The sequence below is a fragment of the Alkaliphilus oremlandii OhILAs genome (genome assembly GCF_000018325.1).
GTDB classification, from domain to species: Bacteria; Bacillota; Clostridia; order Peptostreptococcales; family Natronincolaceae; genus Alkaliphilus_B; species Alkaliphilus_B oremlandii.
The window spans coordinates 393,194-419,087 of record NC_009922.1; the positions used below are offsets into that span (position 1 = coordinate 393,194).

General features: G+C 36.5%; 29 protein-coding genes. 24 read left to right on the forward strand and 5 right to left on the reverse strand.

The genetic code is table 11. The annotated features are described in order from the left end of the window. Window positions 1-2 precede the first annotated feature (2 nt). The 8 genes from CLOS_RS01765 (at window position 3) to CLOS_RS01800 (ending at window position 7,008) form a co-directional block, all read left to right on the forward strand. Window positions 3-848, forward strand: coding sequence for a deoxyribonuclease IV (locus tag CLOS_RS01765; RefSeq protein ID WP_012158214.1), 846 nt, complete (start codon window positions 3-5; stop codon window positions 846-848). A gap of 205 nt (window positions 849-1,053) precedes the next feature. After that, window positions 1,054-1,686, forward strand: a complete 633-nt coding sequence (locus CLOS_RS01770; RefSeq protein WP_012158215.1) for a hypothetical protein — start codon at window positions 1,054-1,056, stop codon at window positions 1,684-1,686. A 137-nt stretch (window positions 1,687-1,823) separates the two neighbouring features. Further along, the gene (locus tag CLOS_RS01775; protein WP_012158216.1) at window positions 1,824-2,630 is read left to right on the forward strand and encodes a PHP-associated domain-containing protein; all 807 of its coding nucleotides are present in this window, start codon (window positions 1,824-1,826) and stop codon (window positions 2,628-2,630) included. Window positions 2,631-2,854: 224 nt separating this feature from the next. Then, complete coding sequence (locus CLOS_RS01780) at window positions 2,855-3,838, forward strand: phosphotransferase enzyme family protein (RefSeq protein ID WP_012158217.1); 984 nt, start codon at window positions 2,855-2,857, stop codon at window positions 3,836-3,838. Between the two features lie 125 nt (window positions 3,839-3,963). Further along, complete coding sequence (locus CLOS_RS01785; protein WP_012158218.1) at window positions 3,964-4,521, forward strand: GNAT family N-acetyltransferase; 558 nt, start codon at window positions 3,964-3,966, stop codon at window positions 4,519-4,521. Window positions 4,522-4,645: 124 nt separating this feature from the next. Beyond that, the gene (locus CLOS_RS01790; protein WP_012158219.1) at window positions 4,646-5,137 is read left to right on the forward strand and encodes a cysteine hydrolase family protein; all 492 of its coding nucleotides are present in this window, start codon (window positions 4,646-4,648) and stop codon (window positions 5,135-5,137) included. 145 nt (window positions 5,138-5,282) lie between these two features. Further along, window positions 5,283-5,921, forward strand: a complete 639-nt coding sequence (locus CLOS_RS01795) for an HAD family hydrolase (RefSeq protein WP_012158220.1) — start codon at window positions 5,283-5,285, stop codon at window positions 5,919-5,921. A gap of 241 nt (window positions 5,922-6,162) precedes the next feature. Continuing rightward, on the forward strand, window positions 6,163-7,008 hold the full coding sequence (locus tag CLOS_RS01800; RefSeq protein WP_278183754.1) for an aminoglycoside 6-adenylyltransferase: 846 nt from the start codon (window positions 6,163-6,165) through the stop codon (window positions 7,006-7,008). A gap of 59 nt (window positions 7,009-7,067) precedes the next feature. Here CLOS_RS01800 and CLOS_RS01805 read toward each other — a convergent pair whose 3' ends face one another. Further along, entirely contained in the window at window positions 7,068-7,574 is a 507-nt protein-coding gene (locus CLOS_RS01805; RefSeq protein WP_012158222.1) for a hypothetical protein, read from the reverse strand. A 29-nt stretch (window positions 7,575-7,603) separates the two neighbouring features. Then, window positions 7,604-8,188, reverse strand: a complete 585-nt coding sequence (locus tag CLOS_RS01810) for a hypothetical protein (RefSeq protein ID WP_012158223.1) — start codon at window positions 8,186-8,188, stop codon at window positions 7,604-7,606. A gap of 325 nt (window positions 8,189-8,513) precedes the next feature. Between CLOS_RS01810 and CLOS_RS01815 the strand changes: the two genes are divergently transcribed. The 7 genes from CLOS_RS01815 to CLOS_RS01845 all read left to right on the forward strand — a co-directional run bounded on the left by CLOS_RS01815 (window position 8,514) and on the right by CLOS_RS01845 (window position 14,369). Further along, window positions 8,514-9,119, forward strand: a complete 606-nt coding sequence (locus tag CLOS_RS01815; RefSeq protein ID WP_012158224.1) for a DUF5412 family protein — start codon at window positions 8,514-8,516, stop codon at window positions 9,117-9,119. 34 nt (window positions 9,120-9,153) lie between these two features. After that, window positions 9,154-9,594, forward strand: a complete 441-nt coding sequence (locus CLOS_RS01820; protein WP_012158225.1) for a GNAT family N-acetyltransferase — start codon at window positions 9,154-9,156, stop codon at window positions 9,592-9,594. A gap of 24 nt (window positions 9,595-9,618) precedes the next feature. Beyond that, window positions 9,619-10,656 carry a S66 family peptidase gene (locus tag CLOS_RS01825; RefSeq protein WP_012158226.1) on the forward strand — a complete coding sequence of 346 codons (1,038 nt, stop codon included), beginning with the start codon at window positions 9,619-9,621 and terminating at the stop codon, window positions 10,654-10,656. A 248-nt stretch (window positions 10,657-10,904) separates the two neighbouring features. Continuing rightward, window positions 10,905-11,435, forward strand: coding sequence for an RNA polymerase sigma factor (locus CLOS_RS01830; RefSeq protein WP_012158227.1), 531 nt, complete (start codon window positions 10,905-10,907; stop codon window positions 11,433-11,435). After that, the gene (locus tag CLOS_RS01835) at window positions 11,432-12,775 is read left to right on the forward strand and encodes a hypothetical protein (protein ID WP_012158228.1); all 1,344 of its coding nucleotides are present in this window, start codon (window positions 11,432-11,434) and stop codon (window positions 12,773-12,775) included. The genes CLOS_RS01830 and CLOS_RS01835 overlap by 4 nt, the downstream gene beginning before the upstream one ends. A gap of 65 nt (window positions 12,776-12,840) precedes the next feature. Continuing rightward, window positions 12,841-13,305: a GNAT family N-acetyltransferase gene (locus CLOS_RS01840; protein WP_012158229.1), complete on the forward strand. Its 465-nt coding sequence runs from the start codon at window positions 12,841-12,843 to the stop codon at window positions 13,303-13,305. Window positions 13,306-13,472: 167 nt separating this feature from the next. After that, window positions 13,473-14,369 (forward strand): DMT family transporter, encoded by an 897-nt coding sequence (locus CLOS_RS01845; RefSeq protein WP_012158230.1) that lies wholly within the window; start codon window positions 13,473-13,475, stop codon window positions 14,367-14,369. A 51-nt stretch (window positions 14,370-14,420) separates the two neighbouring features. On the opposite strand, the gene CLOS_RS01850 is transcribed toward CLOS_RS01845, so the two are convergent. Further along, a complete protein-coding gene (locus CLOS_RS01850) occupies window positions 14,421-16,439 on the reverse strand; it encodes a methyl-accepting chemotaxis protein (protein WP_012158231.1) in 2,019 nt (672 codons plus the stop codon). Between the two features lie 385 nt (window positions 16,440-16,824). Here CLOS_RS01850 and CLOS_RS01855 point away from each other — a divergent pair, with 385 nt between their 5' ends. From CLOS_RS01855 to CLOS_RS01875, 5 genes are all read left to right on the forward strand, one after another. Next, window positions 16,825-17,514: an MBL fold metallo-hydrolase gene (locus CLOS_RS01855; protein ID WP_012158232.1), complete on the forward strand. Its 690-nt coding sequence runs from the start codon at window positions 16,825-16,827 to the stop codon at window positions 17,512-17,514. Between the two features lie 71 nt (window positions 17,515-17,585). After that, window positions 17,586-18,164 carry a DUF4269 domain-containing protein gene (locus CLOS_RS01860; protein ID WP_012158233.1) on the forward strand — a complete coding sequence of 193 codons (579 nt, stop codon included), beginning with the start codon at window positions 17,586-17,588 and terminating at the stop codon, window positions 18,162-18,164. Window positions 18,165-18,240: 76 nt separating this feature from the next. Next, window positions 18,241-18,567 carry a DUF6054 family protein gene (locus CLOS_RS01865; RefSeq protein ID WP_012158234.1) on the forward strand — a complete coding sequence of 109 codons (327 nt, stop codon included), beginning with the start codon at window positions 18,241-18,243 and terminating at the stop codon, window positions 18,565-18,567. Window positions 18,568-18,590: 23 nt separating this feature from the next. After that, window positions 18,591-19,607: a GIY-YIG nuclease family protein gene (locus CLOS_RS01870; protein ID WP_012158235.1), complete on the forward strand. Its 1,017-nt coding sequence runs from the start codon at window positions 18,591-18,593 to the stop codon at window positions 19,605-19,607. A gap of 25 nt (window positions 19,608-19,632) precedes the next feature. Further along, window positions 19,633-20,691: an NADH:flavin oxidoreductase gene (locus CLOS_RS01875; RefSeq protein ID WP_012158236.1), complete on the forward strand. Its 1,059-nt coding sequence runs from the start codon at window positions 19,633-19,635 to the stop codon at window positions 20,689-20,691. A 63-nt stretch (window positions 20,692-20,754) separates the two neighbouring features. On the opposite strand, the gene CLOS_RS01880 is transcribed toward CLOS_RS01875, so the two are convergent. Both CLOS_RS01880 and CLOS_RS01885 read right to left on the reverse strand, forming a co-directional pair. Continuing rightward, complete coding sequence (locus tag CLOS_RS01880; RefSeq protein ID WP_041718904.1) at window positions 20,755-20,988, reverse strand: hypothetical protein; 234 nt, start codon at window positions 20,986-20,988, stop codon at window positions 20,755-20,757. A 242-nt stretch (window positions 20,989-21,230) separates the two neighbouring features. Then, window positions 21,231-21,923: a cyclase family protein gene (locus tag CLOS_RS01885; RefSeq protein ID WP_012158237.1), complete on the reverse strand. Its 693-nt coding sequence runs from the start codon at window positions 21,921-21,923 to the stop codon at window positions 21,231-21,233. Between the two features lie 354 nt (window positions 21,924-22,277). On the opposite strand from CLOS_RS01885, the gene ftcD reads away from it, so the two are divergent. The 4 genes from ftcD (at window position 22,278) to CLOS_RS01905 (ending at window position 25,894) form a co-directional block, all read left to right on the forward strand. Then, window positions 22,278-23,186 (forward strand): glutamate formimidoyltransferase, encoded by a 909-nt coding sequence (ftcD, locus tag CLOS_RS01890; RefSeq protein WP_012158238.1) that lies wholly within the window; start codon window positions 22,278-22,280, stop codon window positions 23,184-23,186. A gap of 23 nt (window positions 23,187-23,209) precedes the next feature. Next, complete coding sequence (gene allB / locus CLOS_RS01895; RefSeq protein WP_012158239.1) at window positions 23,210-24,625, forward strand: allantoinase AllB; 1,416 nt, start codon at window positions 23,210-23,212, stop codon at window positions 24,623-24,625. 12 nt (window positions 24,626-24,637) lie between these two features. Then, window positions 24,638-25,240: a cysteine hydrolase family protein gene (locus CLOS_RS01900; RefSeq protein ID WP_012158240.1), complete on the forward strand. Its 603-nt coding sequence runs from the start codon at window positions 24,638-24,640 to the stop codon at window positions 25,238-25,240. 99 nt (window positions 25,241-25,339) lie between these two features. Beyond that, window positions 25,340-25,894, forward strand: a complete 555-nt coding sequence (locus CLOS_RS01905; protein ID WP_012158241.1) for a UbiX family flavin prenyltransferase — start codon at window positions 25,340-25,342, stop codon at window positions 25,892-25,894.

The window sequence follows — 25,894 nt, forward strand, 5'->3', positions numbered from 1 at the left end:
TTATGTTAAATATAGGCTGTCATTTATCGTCATCAAAGGGATATAAAGCAATGGGAAAGGATGCTATTTCCATCAATGCAAATACCTTTCAGTTTTTCACGCGCAATCCCAGAGGAAGTAAAGCGAAAGCAATGGATTTAAAGGATGTGGAGGGCTTGCTACAGTTAATGGAAGAAAATAAATTCGCTAAGATCCTTGCCCATGCACCCTATACCTTAAATCCCTGCTCTGCCGATGAGCGAACCAGAGAATTTGCAATGGAGGTTTTAGTCGATGATTTGGCAAGGATGGAGTATTTGCCAAATAACTTTTATAACTTTCATCCAGGAAACCATCTAAAGCAAGGCGTAGAGGTTGGGATCGAATATATTGTCAATAGCCTCAATGATGTATTAAAACCAGACCAGACAACGACCGTACTTCTTGAAACAATGTCTGGTAAGGGGACAGAAATCGGTAAGAACTTTGAGGAGCTAAAACAAATTATAGATGGAATTAAACTTTCAAATAAGGTTGGCGTTTGTCTGGATACCTGCCACGTATACGATGCTGGCTACGATATCGTTCAAGATTTAGATGGTGTTATCCAGGAGTTTGATAGAATCATTGGCCTAGATAAATTGTATGCAATTCATCTCAATGATAGTAAAAACCCCTTTGCAAGTCATAAAGATCGCCATGCTAAAATCGGCGAAGGTTATATTGGTGAGGAAGGGATCGTAAGAATAATCAATCACCCTAAGCTGAGACACTTACCATTTTTTCTAGAGACGCCAAATGATTTAGAGGGACATGGAGAAGAAATTAAAATGTTGAGAGAAGCATATAGAGATGAATCTATTCTATAAAGTGAATAATAGAGCAGAACCATTAAAACAGGAGATTTTGAGCCTGTTTTTTTGTTGCCTACAAACTATAAAATTTAAATCAGTATGTTGCAGACCAATTTGAATAGGATATAAAAGTATGTTAAAAATTTTGAATTAATTGTGTAATCGTAGCAGGGATTATTAGGAAAAAGAAGAAATAGGAGTGTATTGACAAAGGGAAGAAATGAGGGTAAATCAGGAGGTGAATCCAATTAGAAAAATATTTTGTATGTGTTTGCTTCTAGTCATGATATTAACTGGATGCAGCAGAAGGATTAAACCAATAAAAGTCACAACCACAGACTTTAATATTCAAGAAGCTGAAATCATTATGAAAAGAGCATGGCAACCTGTTCATGATATGACAAGTTCTGATTACGAAACAAGACCCAATATAAAAATATCTTCAAAGGAAGAATTCTTTAATCTATATGACTTCAGCTTTATGGATCAAAGTTATATGTGTGACATGATATATGAAAATATAGCAACTTTTAAATACGATAAAGAAGAAAATGATTCTAAGGAAATTAAAGATAATGAAGGCTATGTCGTGTTCACAGAAGGTAAATATATACCAACCATCCACGATAAAGGTGTGTTTATTAAACGAGCCTATCTCAGAGAAAGTAGATATAGCAAAGAGCATTCCTATTTTGATAGGGTAGAATTAGTTGTTGATGAAAGTCGTAATGAGAAAATATCTGGATATGCTTCTGGATTCAGTAGAAAGAACATATTTATACAAAATGAAGAGGGCGAATGGATTTTGCATTCAATAGAAGGACATATATCTACAAGTTGGACAAGGGAATAGATTAGGATTAAAGCTAGAAATTATTGGACTAAATGAAGTGAATTTTTCTATTGATGAAAAAGGTGATCGTCCATTGGGAAATGTAAGAATTAAAGCCAAAGCATACTTGATAGAATTATAAAAAGGAGAGGATCCACATGATAGATATGCATGTACATTTAGAACGAGGGGCGTATACAGAAGAATGGCTCATGGAGTTTGTGAGATATGCTCAAGAACGAGGAATTACTAAACTGCATTTACTTGAGCATTCACATCGTTTTGATGAGTTTCAGAATATCTATGAATGTATTTCTAAAGATGTGGATGATGGAGAATGTCAAAAAGAATGGTTGGAGCGGAAAACTAAAATAAAACTATGGGAATATAAAAACTTTATCAATGAGATGAGGAAGATGGATTTTCCGATAGAGATTAATTTTGGACTGGAGATTTGTTATTTCCCTGACAAGGAAAAGGAAATAGAAGAATGTGTATCCAATTTTCATTGGGACTTTTTAACTGGCTCCATCCATTGGGTTGATGGATGGGGGTTTGATAATCCAGAAAATAAAGAGAGTTGGCACAAGAAGGATATCGATCATATTTATATGCGGTACTATGGGCTGATGATTCAGCTCGTAAAATCTGGAATATTTGATGTACTTGCTCATCCAGATTCAATTAAATGCTTTAACTACTATTCATCAATAGCATTAGATGATGTTTATAAAAAACTAGCCTTAGCACTTAAAGATCATAAGGTTCAGGTAGAATTTAATAACGGTTTATTCATTAACTATAACCATGAAGAGTTGGGAACGAACCGTAAGCTGTTGAAAATACTTTTGGAAAATGGCGTTGAAATCGTTACGGCTTCCGATGCTCATACACCAGAAGATGTAGGTAGATTTATCTTGGAAGCCAATGATATTATCAATAAATTTAAAGAAAAAGACTTTTAGGGTAAATATTCATTGCATTAGAATTAGTACATGAAATATCTGTAAGAGGATGATTCTGAAAGGAGTGAGCGACATGAACCGTCGATTAATACAGAATAGAGGGATTTTAATTTAGAGGAACAGTAAAAAACTTAAACCTCAGTTAATATAAGTTTTTGAATATGACCTGATGTTATTTTACTGTCTTAATATCAACTTAAAATTAAGGAAAGAGGTAGAATAACATGTTAAAACTAAAATATCTTTTTGATAATAGAGATTTAGCAGAAATGATTTTAAAAAATTGGGATTATGATTTAGATTCGATTAAATTATTTGACTTCTATAGAATATCGGCCAATGCAGTTTATCCTTTTCGATATAACGAAAAAGTAAGGTTTTTGAGGTTTTCTCCAACAACAGAGAAGGATAGGAATAATTTAGTAGCAGAATTAGAATTTATTGATTATTTGAAAACGAAGGATTATGCTGCATTGTGTATTGTAGCTTCAAAGCATAATAGAAAGCTCGAAGAAGTAACAACCCCTTGGGGAGATTATTTTGCAGTTGTTTTTGAAAAGGTTTCTGGTAGGTCACTTGAGGAGATAGAGTATACAGAGGAAATATGTAGAAAGTATGGTACATATTTAGGTAAATTACATAAGTTATCTTCAGAGTATCAGCCACAAAACTATTCACATTGGTCATATGAAGATGTTTTAACTTGGATTGAAAAGGAGTTAATAAAATTTCCTGATGAAATTCTAGCGAAGCAAGAGGTTGATACCATAAGGAAAGCATTAGAGGAATTACCTAAAAACAATCAAAATTTTGGATTAATACACTATGATTTTGAACTAGATAATGTGTTTTATGATCAGGATACAGATACTTTAAGTGTAATTGATTTCGATGATGCCATGTACCACTGGTATGCCATGGATATACAGAAGGCACTGGACAGTATAGAAAGCGAGATAGATTCTGAGGGATACACTATTATGAAGGAAAATTTTATAGAGGGATATAGGCAAGAATTTAATGTTTCTGATGAGATGCTATCGTATATGCCTATATTTAAAAGATTTTCAAACCTATATGCATATTTAAGAATGTTATCTTCATCAGAAGAGATTTGGTTGAATGAGCCTAAGTGGCTGAATGAGTTAAGAGGTAAATTCAGTATGGCAATGAAACAGCGTTCAGTATCTTTCGGTGAGCCAATATAATTTAATCTCAGAGGCTGATAATATGTTAGCCTCTGAAATCATAATTCAGAAGGTTGCAGTATAGAAGTTAAAGAAAACTTAATGAGGAATAGAACAATAATTCTAGGCACAAAGGAGTTTTGTAAATGACAGATAGGAATGGTTTAGATTTTCCTATAATAGAAACGGATAGATTAATATTAAAGGAAATTAAAGTTGAAGATGCAATGTCTATTTTTAGTATTTTTTCTAATGAAGAAATTATGAAGTATTATGGTCAATTTCCAATGAATTCTCTTGGAGAAGCAGAAAATTTAATTGAAATATTTAACGATAATTTTAGAAGTGGTAGAGGCATAAGGTGGAGCATTTTTCTTAGGGAAGAAAATAGACAGATTGGGACCTGTGGTTATCACAATTGGAATAAAAGACACTCCAGGGCAGAGATTGGCTATGAATTATCCATCGATGCATGGGGAAAGGGATATATAAAAGAGGCTCTAAAAGTAATTATAAACTACGGTTATGAGTTTATGAATTTGAATAGGATCGAGGCAGTCGTATACCCTGAAAATGAAGCTTCTATAAAATGTCTAATGAATCTAGGATTTAAACAAGAGGGGTTATTAGAAGAATACGCGTTTTTTAGAGAGGTTTATCAAAATTTAATCATGTTTTCTTTACTGAAGAACAATATTAAATAGGGGTGCTAGTAAGAGACTTTCAATAAATGGAGCTTGAATGATATTTAAAGATACACAGCCTACTGATTAAAGTGGTGTATATTGAAGCTAAGTAATTTCAAATAAATTTTAAGGAGTAGATTGAATGAAAATAGGTTTTTTAATTATTGATATGCAGGAGATTTTTCTAAGAAATCAGGTCGAAAAGAAAATGATAGATAAAACTTGTGAGTATATTAATTATACCGCAGATTTACTTCGTTCCAAAGACCATGTTGTAATTCATATTCAGGATATAGAGGGAATGGAAGCGTCAAATCAACAGAACTATGATTTTATACCAGAAATTGAAGTGATGGATAAGGACCTAAAAATTACGAAAGAAAACTCCAATGCTTTTTGGAAAACACAGTTGGAGCAGATTTTATTAGAGAACGGAATTGATTTCCTTATAATTTCAGGATTTGCAGCAGAATATTGTGTTTTGTCCACCTACAATGGCGCTGGTGAAAGAGGATTTAAATCTGTAATATTGCAACAAGGTGTTTTAAGCACGGACAATGATGCCATTACCTCAATTTATAAATATAGAAATGTGATATCTTATCCCGTTGTAGAATATTTAGTAGATAGATAAGAACCTTAGAAGCAATAAAAAATATATAAAAGGACCAGTTGCAAAATAAGGATGAAGCTTGAAAATTGCCTTTACTTTTATTGTATACGGGTATGAAAACAGGAGAATATCTTAGGTTTATTTATTGTGGGTAGGAGGATAAACTTTGAAAAAATTTAAGGTAGTTTGCTTTGATATGGATGGCACCTTAATTACGAATACGAACTCTGTGGAGTATCTATGTATTTTAAATGGAAGAAGAGAAGAAGTAAAAGAAATTGAGGAAAGAGAAGGAAATGACGAGATTTCTTGGATAGATGCAGATTACATAAAGTCAAAGCTTATTGCTGGACTGCCAGTTCAAAGCGTAGAAGATAGATTCAAAGACCATATAAAACTAATAGATAATATTGAAAAAGTATTACAAGAACTGAAAAGTAATAACATTTTATCTATCTTAGTAACTGCCGGACCCGTACAAGTAGCACAGGTTTTGGGGAAAATCTTTAAATTTGATAAGATATGTGGAAGTATATATGAAACTAAGAATGACGTTTTTACTGGAAAGATATTAAAACATCTAGGTGATGATGGAAAATTAGATCGTTTAATCTCTTTCTGTGATGAAAACAACATAGATTTAGACCAGGTTGCTTCCATTGGAGATAGTGCATCTGACATAAAGGTGTTTGAAAAAAGTGGGAAATCCATAGCCATTAATTATTCGAGCAAATTAGTTGGCAAAGCAAATGTATATATAAAAACTGATGATTTGTATGATGTTTTAGATCATATTATTCAGTAGATTTAAATGCAGAAAGGTAAATGAAGGAAACTTAACGGTTAAGGAGATTAGTAACAAGCTTATAGAAGATTTTAGCAAGGCAGAGATAATTGATTATACTTTACGAAAGCACTAGAAAATTAGGAAGGAGGGTATTCAAGAATATTATCTAACTATACTGAAAAAATATTATATCGAGGAGATTGGGATGAGGTGAACAACCATGAGAAGTGAAAAAGAAATGTTGGACCTTATTTTATGAATAGCTAAAGACGATGAAAGAATAAGAGCTGTGTACATGAATGGTTCAAGAACGAATCCGAATGTTCCTAAGGATATTTTCCAGGATTATGACATCGTTTACGTTGTAACAGAAACAGAATCCTTTATTGAAGATCGTCAATGGATTAATATTTTTGGCGAATTCATAATGGTTCAAGAGCCCGATCGGCTGGATAAAGCGATCGGTATGAAGGTAGACTTTAGTCAGTCCTACGCCTATTTGATGCTCTTTGTCGATGGAAACCGCATCGATTTACAAATTGAAACAAAAGAATATATGATGAAAAATTATTTGAAGGATAAATTGACAGTTCCACTATTGGATAAAGATCATTGTTTACCGGATATTCCTTTACCTACAGAACGGGGTTATTATATTAAAAGGCCTACAGAAGGTCATTTTATCAGTTGCACCAACGATTTTTGGTGGTGTCTACAAAATGTTGCGAAAGGGATATGGCGTGATCAGTTGCCTTATTCTAAGTACATGTTTGAGTGTATTGTTAGAACGAATCTAGAGTATATGATTTCTTGGTGGATTGGGATAGCGTATGATTTTCAAGTATCACTTGGTGCTATGAATAAATATTTCAAGAAATACTTGCCTAAGGAGTATTGGAAAATGTACGAAAAAACATATGCAGATAGCAATTATGATCATATATGGGAGGCGATCTTCGTAGCATGCCAGTTATTCCGCATATTAGGAAGAGATGTTGCCACAGCTTTTGATTTTTCCTATCCAGAAGAAGATGATTTAAAAATGATAAAATATCTTCGGTGTGTAAAGGATTTACCTGTGGATGCTAAGGAAATTATTACTTAAAATATTCTGTATTAAAATTAGGAAAAAGGCAGTGATGGGAATGAACACAGAGAAAGGCATCACTCTATTTCCTCAAATGAAATATGATATTGGGTACATCGATGTTGAATGTCCTCTAAGAGTCCATCGTAATCAGCGATATGGCCTAGGGGATATCGATAGGAAACGATACTTTTATTTACTCCCGTACCATAAAGATAGTGAATCTCTAGCCCCTTACCGACATAGGGAATCAGCCCATTGCTTAAGCCTAATTTACCAGCAATACATACTTTTATATATTGCCATTCAAAAGAAATATAATCTTCTTTATTGTAGATGGGTATGAATCGAATACCATGATCGTCTACTTCTATGACATTATAACGGCTAGGGTCAGAGGAGAGAAATAAAATCGGTATAGAGATTGAAAGCGTTAAAAGATAGAAGATTCCTGGAATCTGCCATTTAGAAATTATATTTAAATATAGAAGTCCGAGGCATAGGGTGCCCACTCCTCCAAATATATTAAATTTAATTCTTTTAGTACTGGTAAGATATCTTTTAGCATTGGTTTTTTCGGACATGTTGTCCCCTCCTTTAATGAGCTAAAAAGCTATTTTGGGTTTTGTATTATATCTTCAAAACGAGCCATTAATTCATAAAAATAGTTTCCAATTTCAATCATTCTCTCATCGGTTATTTCGATCACTTTATTGCTGTGCTCTGCAAATTCTGGTCTTTCATAGGCTCCATAATGGGGTGCAGAAATAGATTCTTTACGGAGGATGGTATTCCTACTTAAATCTAAATCGAAAGAAATAAAAGGTCCATCAACTGCGCCTGTAATAGTTCCTGTTGTTTTGGTTATACGAAAATTCAATATGTTTTCGCCAGGATAGAGCAGTACAAAGCCTTCATTTTCTGTCCCAAATTCCTTGAAAATCTTTAGGTGAGCAATATAAAGAAATTTCGTCTCCCTAGACGAATCATAGCTTAAATACTCCGCTATTTCAGGTTGATCAATGTCTAGGATATCTTTCTGTAAATGGATTTTGTCGGAATTGTCATGAGCGTAGTTCATTTCAGCAGGAGTCGCCTCTATTTTATTAATGGGATGACTTAATTTTTTACACCCAATTGTGGGGAAGCATAGGATTAAAATTATTAGTCCTAATAAAAAATACTTTACTTTTATCACACTGTACACCCTCTAACCATACTTTTTTATCTTTACAGTTTATATCATATAGTAAGCTTAAGGACTAAAATTATCAACGACTACATTCATTGTTCCATGTGATGAAATTCTAAGTATATTATACCAGTAATGTAAGGAATTATCAAAAACAAGAGCACATTTGTGTAAAAACTTTTATGCTGGAGGGATTTTTTATTTCATAAGGAATTATATTAATGGACTCGGTAACATAGCAGTAATTATTCAATAATCTATTGTAATGAAGAAATCGGAGGGGAGTTCTATCAAAAAACATCTCAAGTTCATAGGCATAGGAGGGATTTTAATGATTATTCTTATGGATCTCATTGGTTACTCTTTTATCTCTCCTGTGGTTCAGAATATCTTTTATATGTTCTATATCCTGACTTCGTTCTATATCCTGTACGGTATAAAAAAAGAAAATCAAGTTAGAATCAGCCATTGGGCTTTGACAATTTTATCTTTAATATTATTTATAATCATACTTAGAAACTCTATCATAGGATTTCCACTATTATTTATATTTCCTATTTTAGCGTCAAAAAAATCCCCGATGATATTGAAGTTGATTTCATGGATTGCATATATTGCTGTATGTTTATTCTTCTGCCTATGTGTTTTTATTCGCCATGGTTTTGCTAGAACATATGTATTATCGAATGAAATATCACCGGATAAAAGGTATAATGCCGCTGTTATTGTACAGGATCAGGGGGCTTTAGGAGGTGCTATTGAGGTAAGGGCAGAAAGGCTATATGGCGGAATCGTAAAGAAAAGCAGGGTTATTTATACGGACAGACTCAGCGAACCTAAAATTCAGTGGGTGAATGATCATACGATTAAAATCAACGATCTTGAAATTGATCTAAATGAGCGTAATATTTTGGGTAAAAAAACAATTAATCTGTAAAGTATAATTTTACTATGGAATGGAGGGCAATACCATGTTGGAAGTTCGAACTATCGATGCAGAAATGACCTATGATATTCGCCATAAAATCTTACGACCGCACCAAAGCTTAGCGGATTGTAAGTATGATACGGATTTATACGAGGGTGCTTTCCATGTGGGCGGCTTTTATGAAGGAAAGCTGATCAGTATCGTATCTTTTTGTATAGAGAATCATCCTGATTTCTCTTTAGAAAAGCAGTACCGATTGAGGGCAATGGCAACTCTGGAGGACTATCGAAAGCTTAATGCGGGGAGAAAGATCGTAGCCTACGGAGAAGAAATACTAAAGGAACAGGGTATTCAATTTCTATGGTGCAAAGGGAGAACTGGTGTGCAGGAATATTACAGTAAGCTGGGGTTTAAACCGCATGGGGAGGTTTTCGATTATCCACCCATTGGACCCCACATCATCATGTATAAGAAATTAATTTAGAGTGGAAGAAAGTGAGGCGTACATATGAAAGAACTAAAGAAGCCTAAGAAGTTAAAGGTCGGAGATAAAGTTGCACTGGTAAGTCTATCTTGGGGTGGCGCAGGAGACCCAGATCTTCAATGGCGCTATAGGCAAGGAAAAGAGCGATTGGAAAAGGTGTTTGGACTGGAAGTTGTAGAAATGCCGCATACCTTGGCAGGAACAGAATACGTATATAACCATCCGGAAAAGAGGGCAGAGGACTTAATGAAGGCATTTGAAGACGATTCCATCAAAGGGATCATTGCCTGTATTGGAGGAATTGATAGCGTAAGGATGCTGCCATATATAGATTTTGATGTTATTCATAAAAATCCAAAGATTTTCATGGGATATTCGGATACGACAACGACCCATTTGATCTGTCATAAGGCAGGAGTATCCAGCATCTATGGTCCTACCCTATTCATGGACTTTGCAGAAAATGTGTCCATGGATGCCTATACTGTAGAATATATCCAAAAGACTTTATTCAGCGCTGAACCGATTGGAGAAATCGGACCTGCAGAGATGTGGACAAGTGAATTTCTATCGTGGGAGGAAAAGAATAAGGAGATTCGAAGAAAATACAAGAAGAATCAAGGGTATGAGTTGATACAGGGAAAAGGAACGGTGCAAGGTCGTCTCATTGGAGGATGTATAGAAGTTTTTTATATGCTGAGAGGGACTGAAATTTTCCCCGAGCTAGAGGACTTTGAAGATACCATTCTATTTTTAGAAACCTCAGAGGAAAAGCCTCAGCTTTGGTTCGTTGAATGCGCTTTAAGGAATTATGGGATCACAGGGATTCTAGAAAAGATCAAAGGACTCATTTTTGCCAAACCTCAAGACGAAGTATACTATGAAGAATATAAAGAGGTAATAAAAAAGGTAATGAAGGAATTCAATAAAGAAGATATGCCAGTTCTATATAATATGAACTTTGGTCATACGGAGCCGAAGATCTGTCTGCCCTATGGCGCTTTAGCAGAGATTGATTGCGAGAAGGTTTCCTTTTCAATCTTAGAATCTGGCGTAATATGAAAATAGTATAATTTAAAATCCAGTTGAGGAAATTCTTTGCTCAACTGGATTTTATAATGAATGGGAAAATTTTGTTTAGAATGAGGTCCTCTAGGGAGCGTATAGGATTCGTACGCCTACTTGAAAAAATGGATATCTTGAAAGGATAGAGGATCAATCTAAAAAATTAAATGTTGTGTCACAAAATAGTCGGAGGTTTCGTTATAGAAGTGAAAAGAAATTTTAAAGGGAAGGAAAGGAGAGATTGAATGGAGGAGAATGATTTAGACTTTACATTTTCCACAGGTGGGGAATATGAGCTAAGTCAAGTGATAGAGATCTATGGTCAACCTCTTCTAAGATACTGTCATAATATCCTGTGTGATTATTTTGAGGCACAGGACGTGGTTCAGACAACTTTTATCAAAGCATATGACAGAAGAAAAAGCTTTCAAGTAGGGACTTCATTGTCCGCCTGGCTGTATCGTATCGCATATAATACTTGTATTGACTCCTTAAGGAAGAAAAAGCTACTGTTTTTTATGCCCCATAGAGAAAAGAAAGAAGCATCGAATTTTATCGGTGAGGATCTAAAGCGAGCGCTGTTATCCTTAAGACCAGAAGAAAGAGCCTTAGTATTCAGCAGGGTTATTGATGAGAAAACCTACGAGGAGCTAGAGCGTATTTATCAAATACCTTCTGCCACATTACGGAAGCGATATGAACGAGCGAAAAAGAAGCTATCTAAGAATTTGAAGGAAATGAATTCTTATTATAGAGGACTGGAGGAGACCAAATGAAATATGATTGCGATGAAATCATGATAAAAACTGCACTGGATACAATAGAAACACCGACATACAATATGAATTTTGAAGTAGAAAAGAAAATCAAGACTAGAGATTCTCGTAAGTATTTAAATCAATCGAAGTTTATGATCGTATCACTGTCTTTGTTCCTAATTCTATCTGTCAGCGTGGCTGCTGCTACCATGGATAGCTTCAACCGTCTGATCTCTATGGTCAGCCCAGAGATTGCATTACTACTACAGCCCATAGGTGTGATCAGTGAAGAAGATGGGATTAAAGTAGAAGTGGTAGGAGCGTTTCATGACGATGAAATGGCAGTCGTTTATTTTACGATGCAGGATCTAGTAGGGGATCGGGTTGATGAGACGCTAGATATTTATGATTATTCCTTTAGTGGGGCAAGAATGTTCAATATTCAACTGGTTCACTACGATGAGATAACAAAGACTGCAACATTACGGATGGAGGCCAATGGCGGAAAGAAATTAAGTGGTAAGAAAGTGAGCTTTCTCATTCGTTCCTTTTTAAGTGATAAGACAACCTTTGATGAGGTTGACATGGGAATTAATCTCTTAGAAATACAGCAAACAAATGCTTTTCAAAGAGTTCCGCTCAATATGAACAATATTCCAGGTGGTGGTGGACCAGATTTAGATTTATATGGAGAGTTGAAGGAAAAAGGGATAATTGATGTATTAAAAACGGATGAAATGAAAATTCAACTGCCGAATATGGATTTTATGTACATTTCAAATATAGGATATATTGATGAATACCTTCACATTCAGATAAAGTGGAGCGGGGATGGTGTGGATGATCATGGATATTTATATTTTGTAGATGCACTCGGTAATAAGATTTATTATAATGCATCTGTTACATTTGGGGCAGATGAATTGGGAAACACAGTCTATGGAAGCGAATATGTGGAATATATTTTTGATATGAGCAGTATCCATGCGGATGAAGTAAGGCTTGAAGGAAATTTTGTCTCCGATAATAAGTACACGGAAGGCAGTTGGAAGACCACATTTAAACTGGAATCTGCCGAAGAGAAACGAGTAAATTGTAGTCTTCAATCGGATACATGGAAGATCCATAAGGTTTCTGTGTCGCCAATAGGGATCACTTTTGAAGGAAATGGAGAAGTTGATGATCTGCAGGAAATCAGTCCAAGTATCACGATGATGGACGGAAGCGTTCAAACTTTTCATGGGTCAAGGAGTTATGCGGAAGATCATGAATTCAGGTTAAAATTTGTATCGGATACACCACTGGATATTTCAAAAATTAAATCCATCACCATTGATGGGCAGGTAATTATGTTATAAAATAAATGAAAGAGTTAAATTATGGGTAAATAAGTTCTCTAAATATGAAGGATGGTGAATTTATAGTGCGTACAATCGACTATATTACTGGCGGCAGTGAATTACTAGAATTTGTAAGACCTCTATGGAATTTGCTAAATGAACATCATCAAATAAATTCTATGTATTTTTCAGACCGGTATAGAAATCTGGACTTTGATACTAGAAAGAAAAAATTTATGACTGATACGAATAAAGAATTGAGAATCGATCTAGTTAAAGATGTAGAACGGCAAGTATTCATTGGATACTGTATTAGCACGGTCACAATAGATTTTGTAGGGGAGATTGATTCGTTATATATTGAACCAGACTATAGGAAGTTTGGGATAGGACATCAATTAATGGAATTGGCTTTAGAGTGGTTAGATCGTAAAAATGTAAAAACTAAAATTATTGGGGTTGCTGAAGGTAACGAGGAAGTATTTGACTTTTATAGTAAATATGGATTTTTTAAAAAAACGACAATATTAGAACAAGTAAAAAATTAAGAAAAATAGTTTGCTGAAAGGAATATAATCCTAAAACTGAATATAAAGATTTTACCCAATACCGCATATTTAGAAATAAATTTGCAGTATTTTTATTTCTTTCCAGTATCAAAACTTTATATTATAATGTAGAGGTACTAATTTTTAAGGAAAGAGGGAATTCTGGAATGAATATGTCACGAATCGGAGAAATAGCTGCCCTAGCCACAGCCTGCTGTTGGACCATTTCTGCAACATCCTTTGAGATCGCAGGAAAAAAGGTAGGCTCCCTCTCTGTAAACTATATTCGATTGGTCATTGGTTTTATTTTTATTAGTGTATACTCCTATTTTACTAGGGGAATGTTCTTTCCAATAGATGCTACGGCAAGTAACTGGATATGGTTGACCATATCAGGACTCATTGGATTTTTTATTGGCGATTTATTCTTATTCCAGTCCTATTTAGAGGTAGGTTCCAGAATATCCATGCTCATAATGGCAGCAAGTCCTCCAATTACAGCGATTCTTGGATTCTTTATAATGAAAGAAAGAATTGACATGATCGGTGTACTTGGAATGTCCATCACTATGGTCGGTATTGCGATGGTCATATTAAGCAAGAATCCAGAGGATAAAAATATAGAGGTGAAATATTCTGTAAAGGGTTTAACCTATGCTTTTTTAGGAGCTCTTGGACAATCCGTAGGGTTGATATTCAGCAAAATCGGCATGGGAGACTATAGTCCTTTTGCTGCAACGCAGATACGAATTATTGCAGGGTTCATAAGCTTTACGGTTCTATTCATCATCTTAAATAAATGGGAGGACCTTAAAGCTGCATTAAAAGAGAAGCAAGCCATGGTGCATATTACTGTAGGTTCTGTATTTGGTCCGTTCGTTGGTGTATCTTTGTCACTGATTTCTATTAAGTATACCTCCGCTGGCATATCATCTACCATAACATCCATTGTGCCTGTTTTAATCATCCCTTTGTCCATCCTTGTGTTTAAGGAAAAGGTAAAAACAAAAGAAATTTTAGGGGCCGTAGTTTCTGTAGTCGGTGTTGCCTTACTTTTCATATAACTAAAAAATTCATCCTTTCCAGAGCTTTGGAAGGATGAATTTTTTTACAACCTATATGTTAAATTTGTGAATGAGTTCTTGTAAAGATTGTGCCATTTCTGATAAATCTTCGCTTGCACTTGCTATTTCTTCTGCCGATGCGGTTTGTTCTTCGATTGCAGCCGATGCTTCCTCAGTAGAAGCTGCATTTTGCTGTGCCACTGCTGAAAGCATGCTAATATTATTGGATACACGGTCATTGCTCTGTTTCATTTTTTTGCTGGAATCATCAATCTCTCCAACCAATCGTTCGGAGTCTTTAATCGCATGGGTAATTAAGTTAAAGACATTCCCCGTTAAATCTACGCTTTGAGCTTGTTCTTCAACAATAGCGCTGGCTTCTTTCATCTTTGCAACAGCCATTTCAGCATCACCCAATAGATTGGTTACAATTTGATTGATGATTTCCGTAGAACTTCTAGATTGCTCAGCCAGCTTACGAATTTCATCTGCCACAACAGCGAAGCCTCTTCCGTGTTCCCCTGCTCTTGCTGCTTCGATGGAAGCGTTTAAAGCGAGTAGGTTTGTCTGTTCTGCAATGCTGAGAATCAAATTGCTAGCTTCACTAATTTTTAATGAGCTGTCATTGGTTTTTAATATGCTGTTAAATACAATATCAGAAGCCGTACTATTTTCTCTAGTTTTTGCGTTGAGCAGCTGGATAGCCTTAAGTCCAGCGCTCACATGTTCATTGATTTTGCTGAAGGCTTGCGAGAGAGAACCAGTTCGAGCTCGATTTTTTTCAATTTCTAAACTTAAGCTCTCTAAAGCTGCTGCGGCTTCCAGCGTGTTGCTGGCTTGCTCCGTTGCACCTTCTGCGATATCGATGATTGTTTGTGCAACTTCTTGAGATGCTGTTGCCGTTTGCTGCGATGTGGCTGTAAGCTCCTCGGAAGTGGCTGAAACCTGTTCCGAGGTTTCAGCTACATTTACGATCAAACCCCTAACATTTTGAGCCATGCTTTGCAATGCAACAGCCATTTGCGCAATTTCATCTTTTCTTTTTACAACAGCTTGAATGGTACCTTGATCAATGGGACTAAAGTCTAAATCAGCTTGTCGATTTACAAGCTTTGTAAGACTAAGAATTGGTTTTGTCAAAGTTCGCCCTAAAACTAATGAAATTAAAATTGAGACAACTAGTATAACTGCTAATATCAATGATAAAGTCTTAATCAAAGCATTCACGCTGGATAAAACCTCATTTTGAGGCGCTGTGCTAACTAAGATCCAATGGGTGCCTTCGATTGCTGTATAGGCATTATACATCTCTTTATCATTAAAGTTATAGCGGCTAAGGCCGTAAGGATTTGCCAGGATTTCACCAACAGCTCTTGCCAAATCCTCTAAGGTTGGATCTGTTTTGGCATCTTCTATTGGTGTGAATTGGTTCATGACATAATCTCTATTTGGATGGGCTACAACAATGCCATGGGTATTCAGGATATATGTATAACCGGTTTCTCCATATACGATTTGATCGATGACATCGAATAATGCATTACCATCTCTTCTTGCAATGAGGGCACCGACTACCTTGTTGTCAACCTCAATTGGAACGGCATACATTAACACTGCAGAATTCGTCACTTTACTGATCAGCACATCGGAAACATTGGCCTCGCCATCTAAGGCTCTCTTTACGTATTCACGATCAGACAAATTCGCCGTATGATTGTCTAGGATGTAATGAGCTTCTCCTTTAAGATTGACAATTGCCATATCTAGATATCCCAACCGCTCAACATCTCCTTTGAGCGATTCCTGTTGTACTGAAAAGTCCATGGTTTGTGTACGAGCGCTATGGGCTAGTTCCTGAAGAATTAAAAGGCGATCGTCTATGACAATCTTAACCTTTTCTGCACCTAATTCGTTGATTGTAGTAAGGGATGATTCTGCTTGTTTAATCATTGAGGAACGGCTCATAAAAATTGAAGTTCCTCCGATGATGATGCAAATAAAAGCTGCAAATGCACTGATATAGAGCGTAATTTCTCTAGCGATGCTTTTATTCCTTTGATTTTTTTCCATTGTATATAGCACCTCCATATTGATTGTTAAAGCTAAGCTGATTGAACATAAAGGGACTCCATTACTGATTATTTCAAAATAGTTGTAGATAAATATGGGAGCTGATAAATCAATGAGGATAGGATCCATTGATATAGGTACTCAATACGAACTATTTTATTTTAATAAGTTTTTTTTTTAACAATCTATTCTTAACCAGATTATCTCTCAAAGGGCTATTATTGTCAACACAAAAATAGACAATAGTAGACGAAATTCTACAGAGTTGTAGAAGCTATCCATCGGCGTTATTGAATTATTTGAAGAAGGGAGAAGGATTTATTCAATAGAAACAGAATTTTAAGAGCATACCTTTATTTTAAATTTTTGGATTGGGGGGAATGGAATGAATATTATTGTTTTAAACATTGAATTTAAATTTGCTCATATAGAAGATACGATTCATCCTGTAATTTTACAAGATGATAAGGAAATGATTTTAGTGGATTGTGGATATACAGGATTTATGCCCATGATAGAAGAAGCCATGGCGGCAGAGAATCTGGACTGCAATCAACTGACTAAGATCATCATTACGCACCATGACCACGATCACATGGGTGCCCTTGCAGATTTCAAAAAGAAATATCCTCAGATCCGAGTCGTTGCAAGTGAAATTGAAGCTCCATATATCGAGGGAAAAAAGAAATCATTACGGTTAGAGCAAGCAGAAGCACTTCAACATACTTTAAGCCATGAAGAAAAGCCATTTGGAGAAGCCTTCTGCAAAGTTTTAAGGGCTGTGGAGCCTGTAAAAGTAGACCAGGTCGTAAAGGATGGGGAAGCTATGGATTGGTGTGGTGGCTGTGTGGTTATCAGTACACCGGGACATACACCGGGACATCTCTCTATATATTTGAAGGAAGAGAAAACTATAATAACTGGTGATGCTGCCGTATTGGAGAATAATGAACTAGTGATTGCAAATCCTAAGTTTACGATGGATATAGAGCAAGCCCATAAGTCTATGTCAAAAATACTAGATTACGATGCAAACACATACATATGCTATCATGGCGGAATATTTAAGAGATAAGAGGGAGTAGGAGAATGGGATGAAGAAGTTTATATAAAAAATTTCGAGCGTTTATTTAAGGGAGATAAAAGATGGCGCATAAATTTATAGATATTGAATATTTATTGCAAGGGAATCCAAAGCAGAAAATGGCTTATGATGTAATAAAAAAGTTGAAGGTTATGGAGATTCTTAAAAAGCATGGACCCATACTGGCTGGAACCATACCCATTGATATTGACATCGACAGTAGTGATTTAGATATTATTTGCGAAGTACACCATCCGGAAGAGTTTATCCATAGGTTGAACAGCGAGTTTGGGGATTTATTGAACTTTTCTCTGGAAACCCTGTGGATAGATGGAAAAATTACGGTCCTATGCAGTTTTGTAGCAGATGGATTGACCTTGGAGATATTTGGTCAGCCAACAAAAAGTATGGATCAAAATGCCTATCGACATATGGTGGTGGAAAATCGAATATTAGAGATTCTTGGAAATACAGCAAAGGAGGAAATTAGAGGTTTAAAAAGAGAAGGGTATAAAACGGAACCAGCCTTTGGAGTTTATTTAAATATTGTGGAAAACCCCTACGAGTTTTTACTGTCTATGTATGACTGGGATTACAATCAATTCCTAGAATATCTTAAGGATCGAAGGGTATCTATATAAGATAAACGTTTCATAATTACTATAGAAGATCATTTTGAATTGTAAATCCTAAGATAACAAAGAAGGAGGAAGAAATATGAGCAAATATATTTTTAATGTAAGTGTCAGTCCAGTTGAAGCCATGGAGATCGTTAAAGATAGACAGAGTGCAGACTTAGTACATGAGGAGCTACTGGATCTGGGAGATGGGCGCTATGTAGCCACATTGATCTATGAAAAGTATTATTTTAGAGCAAATAACCGGGCGGCTTTAATCGTGATTATGGACAATGTTCATGGGACTACCAGTATTCGTTCTATATCCACTGGTAGCTCTGAGGGATTCTTTTTTAACTTCGATTGGGGAGCAGCAGATGATTTTGCAGGTAGTGTTGAAAGGATTTTTAAAGACTTTATGATTTAGATCGGAACGGAGCGCAATGAACCTTGAAGAATGTACATCAAAACCTAAAAGAAAAAATAGATCATATGCCACTAAAGCCAGGGATTTATCAGATGAAGGATATAGAGGGGAATATCATTTACGTTGGCAAAAGTAAAAGTCTGAGATCCAGAGTAAGGTCCTACTTTTATGGAGAGCATGAATCGGAAAAAATCAATCGAATGGTGTTTCATATAGAGGATATCCATTACATCGTAACGGATACTCATTTAGAAGCTCAAATATTGGAATGTGCCTTAATTAAAAAACTTCAGCCCATATACAATCAACAATTTAAAAACGATCAAAGATATATGTATCTCAAAATAGAGGCGTATAACCGATTCAAGCCTTTGTCTGCCGTATATGAAAAGGAGGGACATTATTGTCTAGGGCCTTTTCGAAATAAAAATGTATTATTTGATACTGTCCAATTTTTTCAAAACATATATCCCTTATGCAAAAATGATCATGGCTATGAATTTATCTATAAAATATTTCCTGAATCCATAGAAAAAGAGGGCTTTGAAATCAATCGAAATTCTTTGATCGAAATATTCTCTAATAAAGACTGTATGGAAGGATTCATAACAGAATTACAAACTCAAATGAATGGGTTCGCATTGGAGCTAAGATTTGAAATGGCAACAATGTATCGGGATATGATACATCATATGAATTATCTATACCACAATATCCATTGGTCCAAGGAAGCAGAAAACAGAAAATTGCTACTGGGCGAGAAAATCCATCATGGCTATAAGCTTTTTTATATTTCAGGAGATCGAATTCTATTGAAGGAAAAGCTTGAAGCACCAACCTGCCAATCTGTAGAACAATTTTTAGAAAGGGCTCAAGATGTAGAAATAAAAAATGGGCCCATTGCAAATGAAAAAAGAAACTTAGATTTTAAAAAAATCATTCAAAGTGAAATCAAGGATCAAAGTCAAAAGGTCTTGTTATTTTTAGATGAGGAATATGACCTAGCCGGGTTCGTACAACTGCTATATAATTTAGAATAGAGGATATAGAAAGGAAGAGATTGCGATGCATAAAGCTTTTACCCCTTATAAAATTAAAGACCTAGAGATAAAGAATCGAATGGTATTGCCGCCTATGGTTGCTTTCACATTTGCGGGAGAGGATAATTTCGTTTCGGAAAAAAATATTGATCATTACGCGTCTATTGCCAAAGGTGGTGCAGGATTAATCATTGTAGAAGCAACCTGTGTCAGCAAGGATGGCAGACTATCGGAAGATCAACTGGGAATCTGGTCCGACGATTTCATCCCTGGGCTCCGGAAGATTACAGAGGCATGTCATCAGCATGATGCTAAGGTGTTTATACAGCTGCACCATGCAGGATTAAGAGCTTCAAAGAAGATTAAAGAAGACACCGTCACATCATGGAACTACGATAATGGAAAGGTTTCAGCGAGAGCGCTGACCAAGGAAGAAATCCATGGCATAGAGAAGGATTTTATCGATGCTGCCATCAGAGCTGAAAAAGCTGGATTCGACGGAATCGAGCTTCATGGGGCTCATTCCTATCTGTTGACACAGTTCTTTTCCAGTAAGGTGAACCAAAGAACCGATGAATACGGTGGCAGTCTTGAAAATGGAATGAGAATGGCTACAGAGATTTTTAAAGGCATCAAAGAAAAGGTACAGGATGACTTTGTCATTGGTATTCGAATGGGTAGCAATGAAAACGATCTACAGACCAGTATAGAGATGGCGAAGAAATTTGAAGCATTGGGCATGGATTATCTTCATATTTCTACAGGTTTTGATAATACGCCAATAGAGACAGAACTGCCAGAAGATTTTCCTTGTAATTGGATTGTATACGGTGCCACTAAGATAAAGGAAGCGGTGAATATTCCTGTAGTTGCAGTAAATTCAATTAAAACTGCTGAACATATTCAATATCTAGTGGATGGTGATCTGGTGGATTTCGTTGCCATAGGGAGAGCCCAGCTTGCAGATTACAATTTCGTCAAGCATTTGCAGGAGGGCAATGGCATTATCAGCTGTTTGGAATGTAATCCTTGCCAATGGTTTACGAATGGAGAGAACTGTCCGAGACATAAAATAATTAATTGACAATAAATAAAAGATACCTTTAAAGCAAAACACGCTGTAAAGGTATCTTTTTATGTTTATAAATCACTCTAACTCTAGGAAAGGTTTCTCTTCTTGGCGATTTCCTTTATATATAAAGAATAAACTGAATACTTGTGTTAAGGCCAGTACTAAAAACAATAAAACAAAAGTAGCCAGCATCAAATTACTTGAAGAAAATCTAGTTTTAAGAGCTAAAAATATAAGTAGTGAAAAAACAGATGTCTTAAAAAAACAAATAAGTTTTAAATAAACTATTTCTTTTCTTTCATGAATCATTCCGCATCACCTGCACTTTCTGTTAAAAATTTATCTATCTGACACAAAGAATTATACAACAGTATCTAGAATGAAGAAAGACATTTTATAATAAGGTTTTGTAATATCTAAGCAAAAAAATTTACTTATTAAAAAAAACACAGAAACATTTTGTATTTCTGTGTTTTTTAATGCTGTTTAATATTTTGAGAATAAAGTATTTTAAAAAATAGAGAAACATAATTCATTAGATATATGAGGATTTATTCCTCTAGTAGTGCTACAGCTCTTATAGGGGACCCTGATCCGTCACGAATTTTAAGCGGCAGTCCAAAATATAAAAATCTTTGATTGACCAACTGATCTAAATTGCATAGATTTTCTGTATTAGTAATATCATATTCTCCGCAGATCAAATGTCCTGAAAAATCTAAGTCCTCTGGATGATCAATTGCAGGGGCGTCGACGCCAATATTGACAACACCTTTCTCTGCCAGCCATTTTGCGCCATCGTAGCTCAGTCCTGTGTAGGTGGTTTGCCATCTGTCCGTTCCAAAGCTCCGCTCATAGTGACCCGTATAAAGAAGGATAATATCTCCCCGTTGAAGCTCTTGCTTAGATTTTGCTACTGCTGCCTCTAGGTCCTTGGGCTCTATTCTTCTTGTCGGAGGAATATGGGATACATCGATACAGATTGCACTACCCCAGAAATAGTTTAAGGGCATTTTATCTATGGTTGCGCCGGAAGGCTTGTACTCCCATACGGCATCACAATGGGTTCCGCCGTGCTCGCTGATGAGCAGATTTCTAGCAGAAAAGCCCAGCTTTTTACTGCCCGTTGCTACCATGTTCTCTTCGTGGGTCATATTCGTCATGATAAATGTCGGTTGATGCATTGGAAAAACTGACATTCCTTGAAAAATTTCCTGTGATAAATCGATTAAACGCAACGCCATGGTTATTTCTCCTTTCTAATTCCGTGATCTCGTACAAGGGTGTTACATAAATTATATTTGTAGTTAATTAAAAATAGAATCGTAGAATATATACAAAAATTGAGTGATTTAATTTTCTAATTTATCAAACTATTTGTAGAGTTTATCCGAAGGAGAATGAAAAAAATTCTTGAAATAAAATGATTGAAGTTAGAAAATTTAGAATTAATTTAAAGTTCTTGCTGATAAATAACTATTATAATTAAGCTTTTTTAGAATATTCATATGGTATATGAAAGGTTCTCTCTATGAGGACTTTCCTATAAATATAAGCCACGAGATAGAACTCAAAATGGAACCAAAGGGGGCATTCAAATGTCGGATGAGAAAAAATATGTTTTGGCAGTACCAAATTTCAGTGATGGAAGAAGAATGGAGGTAATCGAAGCAATCGTTAAAGAACTTCAAAATGTGGAAGGTGTAAAACTTGTAAGCTATGAGCCAGAGCACGATTTTAACAGAACAGTGGTGACTGTAATCGGAGAACCAGAGCCTCTGAAGGAAGCGCTACTGAACATGGCAGGAAAAAGCTATGAGCTGATCAATATGGAGGAGCAGAAGGGAACCCATCCTAGAATCGGGGCACAGGATACCATTCCATTATTTCCTTTTAAAAACATAACCATAGAAGAATGTAAAGAAATGGCGGAAGCCATCGGGAAAGAGGTCTATGAGCGATACCATGTACCGGTATATTTTTCCGGTCTCAATGCACGATGTGAAGAAAGAAAAGCACTATCCTTTATTAGAAAAGGTCAGTACGAAGGATTGAAGGAAGTGGCTCATTTAGACGAAAGAAAACCAGATATTGGACCTGCGGCATTGCATCCAACGGCAGGGGCTACCATTGTTAGTGCAGACTACGAAGGATTAACAGCATACAATGTTTTCTTAGCGACGGAGGACCTTGAGATTGCAAAGCAGATTGCCAAGGGGGTCAGAGGACCTAGTGGTGGCTTTTCTACAGTAAGAGCAGTGGGGATTAAGTTTCCAGAGAGAACTGGTGTCGTAGTTTCCATGAATATGTTTGACTGTGCAAATACGCCTTTATATAGAGCATTTAATTTTGTGAAAAATGAGGCCGCTCGATACGGGGTGGCTGTTACTGGCTCTGAATTAGTTGGCCCTGTGAAGCTGGATTACCTGCTGAACTCGCTGGAATATTATCTGGGTTTAGAAAACTTCAGAAAAGATCAAATACTGGAAAATCATTTAATCCAATAGAAAAAATAAAAGGGGGCTGTACAATGAAATACGATGTAATTATTAAAAATGCTAGAATACCTCAAGGTGATGACACAATGCTTACAAATATTTTGGTGAAGGACGAAAAAATTGCAGGATTTCTTCAAGATTTAGAAGGCATAGAGTACGGTAGGGAAATCGATGCAGAAGGAAATTTAACCATTCCAGGCTGCTTTGATTCTCATACCCACTTCATGGATCCAGGTTTTACCCATAGAGAAAACTTTTTAACAGGAACATCCTCCGCAGCGGCTGGCGGTATTACCACAATCATGGATATGCCATGTTGTTCCAAGCCTTCCGTTCGAAGTATTCCAGAGCTAGAGTCTAAATTAAATGCAATCAAGGACAAGGCCATCATCGACTTTGCTTTCTGGGGCGGCGTTACTGGAGAAGATGTAAGAAATGATAATTTAGAGCACGTAAAGGCCCAAGCAGATTACGGCGTGTGTGCATTTAAGGTCTATATGACGCCTTCCGTGCCCACTTATGAAAGAGTTACAGACCCAGAGATGCTAGAGGCTTTTAGAGCAGTTGCAAAAACTGGTCTTCCTGTAGGAATTCATGCGGAGAACTACGCCATGTGTGATTATTATGTGAAGAAATTCCAAAAAGAAGGAAGGCTGGATGGGCCAGCTTGGGCGGAAGCGAGACTGGAATTGGCTGAAAAGGCTGCGATTCAACTTGGAATCAGCTTTGCTGAGGAAACCGGTGCAAGACTTCATATCGTTCATATGAGTACAGGAATTGGTGCAAAATTGGTTGGGGAAGCAAAGAAAAAGGGGTTGGATGTGACTTCTGAAACATGTCCTCACTATTTAACCTTGAATTATCAAGATGCCATGACGGAGCATAAGCAGTATGCAAAGATAGCGCCACCACTGAGAACGAAAAGAGATAATGAAGAGTTATGGGAAGGATTGCAAAACGGCAGTGTAGACTTTATCGCCACAGATCACGCACCGTATGAGATCGAAACAGAAAAAGAGGCAGAAGGCGTTAATATCTGGACGGCATTCCCGGGTATTCCTGGGGTAGAAACCATGGTACCAATCCTTGTTAGCGAGGGCTACAACAAAGGTAGATTGACGCTGAGCAGATTGGTTGAGGTACTAAGCACCAGCGCTGCAAAGCAATACGGACTGTATCCAAAAAAGGGTGCAATGCATATCGGCTCCGATGCAGACTTCACCATTATCGATTTAAATAAAGAATGGACCATCGACCAAAAGAAAACCTATTCCATGGCAAAATACAATCCACTTCATGGCATTCAGCTAAAAGGCAAGCCAGTTAAAACAGTGGTACGGGGTACGCTCGTTTACGATGATAAGGAAGGGATTGTAGGAAAAGAAGGCTTTGGACAATTCGTAAAGAGACAAAATATACAGAAATTAGATCGTGTAATCAAATATTAAGGAGGAAATTTTATGCCGAGACATGCTATTTTAGTAATCGATATGTTGAATGATTTTGTGGGAGAAAAGGCACCGCTTCGGTGTCCAGGTGGAGAAACCATCATTCCAGATCTACAAAAACTATTTAAATGGGTTCGTGGAAGAGAAAACGATGATGTACATCTGGTTCATATTCAGGAAGCACACCGTAAAAATGATGCGGACTTTAGAGTAAGACCAGTTCATGCTGTAGATGGTACTTGGGGCTCTGATTTCATCCAGGAACTTTATCCAGAAGAGGGCGAATACATTGTTAAAAAGAGAAGACATAGTGGATTTGCTCATACGGATTTAGATCTTTATCTAAGGGAAGAAAATATCGATACCGTAGTTGTAACTGGTGTATGGACCAACGTTTGTGTAAGAAGTACAGCCACAGATGCCCTTGCAAATGCCTATAAGGTGATTACTTTAAGCGATGGATGTGCATCTAAAACAGAAGAAATGCATGAATATGGATTAAATGATTTGAGCATTTTCACCAAGGTCATGACCATTGACGAATATGTGGCAGCTTGGGAGCGTGGAGAAGACCCTTGGCTAGGTGGCGGCGATCGAGAAAATAAGGTAGAGTAAAGTCTGCAAATGAAGAGATCTAGGGTAAATCTGAGGATATTCTATGGTAAATGCAGATTTACCCAGTCATATACAGTTGCTAGAAAGTGGTGATGCTCGTTGAAAATCATTGTAGGTTTATCGGGTGGAAGCTGTGCCATTTACGGGGTAGGACTTTTAAAGGTCTTAAAGGAATTGGAGATAGAAACCCATTTAGTGGTTTCCACCATGGGAGAGTACGTTGCCAATCATGAGTGTGGTATATCCTTAGAGGAACTAAAGCAGATGGCGACATATTTTCATGAAAATAAAAATCTTGCAGCACCCATTGCTTCCGGCTCATTTAAAACAGATGGCATGATCATCGTTCCTTGCTCCATGCGTACCTTAGGTGCAGTGGCTAATGGTTTATCGGATAACCTACTGACGAGAGCGGCAGATGTGGTGATTAAAGAGCGAAGAAAGCTGGTGGTGGTTCCTAGGGAAACGCCTTTAAGTGTGATTCACTTAGAGAATATGCTGAAGCTTGCAAAGATCGGTGTCACTGTAATGCCCGCTGCTCCGGGCTTTTACCATCAACCAGAAACCATTGGTGATATTGTCAGCATCATGGTAGGAAGGATTTTAGACCAGATGGATATCCAGCACAATCTCTTTAAACCATGGGGAGATTAG

Excerpts from the sequence above, each read along its gene's own strand:
- CLOS_RS01765 (WP_012158214.1), top strand. The coding sequence starts at position 3 with ATGTTAAATATAGGCTGTCATTTATCGTCATCAAAGGGATATAAAGCA.
- CLOS_RS01770 (WP_012158215.1), top strand. The coding sequence starts at position 1,054 with ATGAGGGTAAATCAGGAGGTGAATCCAATTAGAAAAATATTTTGTATG.
- CLOS_RS01775 (WP_012158216.1), top strand. The coding sequence starts at position 1,824 with ATGATAGATATGCATGTACATTTAGAACGAGGGGCGTATACAGAAGAA.
- CLOS_RS01780 (WP_012158217.1), top strand. The coding sequence starts at position 2,855 with ATGTTAAAACTAAAATATCTTTTTGATAATAGAGATTTAGCAGAAATG.
- CLOS_RS01785 (WP_012158218.1), top strand. The coding sequence starts at position 3,964 with ATGACAGATAGGAATGGTTTAGATTTTCCTATAATAGAAACGGATAGA.
- CLOS_RS01790 (WP_012158219.1), top strand. The coding sequence starts at position 4,646 with ATGAAAATAGGTTTTTTAATTATTGATATGCAGGAGATTTTTCTAAGA.
- CLOS_RS01805 (WP_012158222.1), bottom strand. The coding sequence starts at position 7,574 with ATGTCCGAAAAAACCAATGCTAAAAGATATCTTACCAGTACTAAAAGA.
- CLOS_RS01815 (WP_012158224.1), top strand. The coding sequence starts at position 8,514 with ATGATTATTCTTATGGATCTCATTGGTTACTCTTTTATCTCTCCTGTG.
- CLOS_RS01820 (WP_012158225.1), top strand. The coding sequence starts at position 9,154 with ATGTTGGAAGTTCGAACTATCGATGCAGAAATGACCTATGATATTCGC.
- CLOS_RS01825 (WP_012158226.1), top strand. The coding sequence starts at position 9,619 with ATGAAAGAACTAAAGAAGCCTAAGAAGTTAAAGGTCGGAGATAAAGTT.
- CLOS_RS01830 (WP_012158227.1), top strand. The coding sequence starts at position 10,905 with ATGGAGGAGAATGATTTAGACTTTACATTTTCCACAGGTGGGGAATAT.
- CLOS_RS01835 (WP_012158228.1), top strand. The coding sequence starts at position 11,432 with ATGAAATATGATTGCGATGAAATCATGATAAAAACTGCACTGGATACA.
- CLOS_RS01845 (WP_012158230.1), top strand. The coding sequence starts at position 13,473 with ATGAATATGTCACGAATCGGAGAAATAGCTGCCCTAGCCACAGCCTGC.
- CLOS_RS01850 (WP_012158231.1), bottom strand. The coding sequence starts at position 16,439 with ATGGAAAAAAATCAAAGGAATAAAAGCATCGCTAGAGAAATTACGCTC.
- CLOS_RS01855 (WP_012158232.1), top strand. The coding sequence starts at position 16,825 with ATGAATATTATTGTTTTAAACATTGAATTTAAATTTGCTCATATAGAA.
- CLOS_RS01860 (WP_012158233.1), top strand. The coding sequence starts at position 17,586 with ATGGCGCATAAATTTATAGATATTGAATATTTATTGCAAGGGAATCCA.
- CLOS_RS01865 (WP_012158234.1), top strand. The coding sequence starts at position 18,241 with ATGAGCAAATATATTTTTAATGTAAGTGTCAGTCCAGTTGAAGCCATG.
- CLOS_RS01875 (WP_012158236.1), top strand. The coding sequence starts at position 19,633 with ATGCATAAAGCTTTTACCCCTTATAAAATTAAAGACCTAGAGATAAAG.
- CLOS_RS01880 (WP_041718904.1), bottom strand. The coding sequence starts at position 20,988 with ATGATTCATGAAAGAAAAGAAATAGTTTATTTAAAACTTATTTGTTTT.
- CLOS_RS01885 (WP_012158237.1), bottom strand. The coding sequence starts at position 21,923 with ATGGCGTTGCGTTTAATCGATTTATCACAGGAAATTTTTCAAGGAATG.
- ftcD (WP_012158238.1), top strand. The coding sequence starts at position 22,278 with ATGTCGGATGAGAAAAAATATGTTTTGGCAGTACCAAATTTCAGTGAT.
- allB (WP_012158239.1), top strand. The coding sequence starts at position 23,210 with ATGAAATACGATGTAATTATTAAAAATGCTAGAATACCTCAAGGTGAT.
- CLOS_RS01900 (WP_012158240.1), top strand. The coding sequence starts at position 24,638 with ATGCCGAGACATGCTATTTTAGTAATCGATATGTTGAATGATTTTGTG.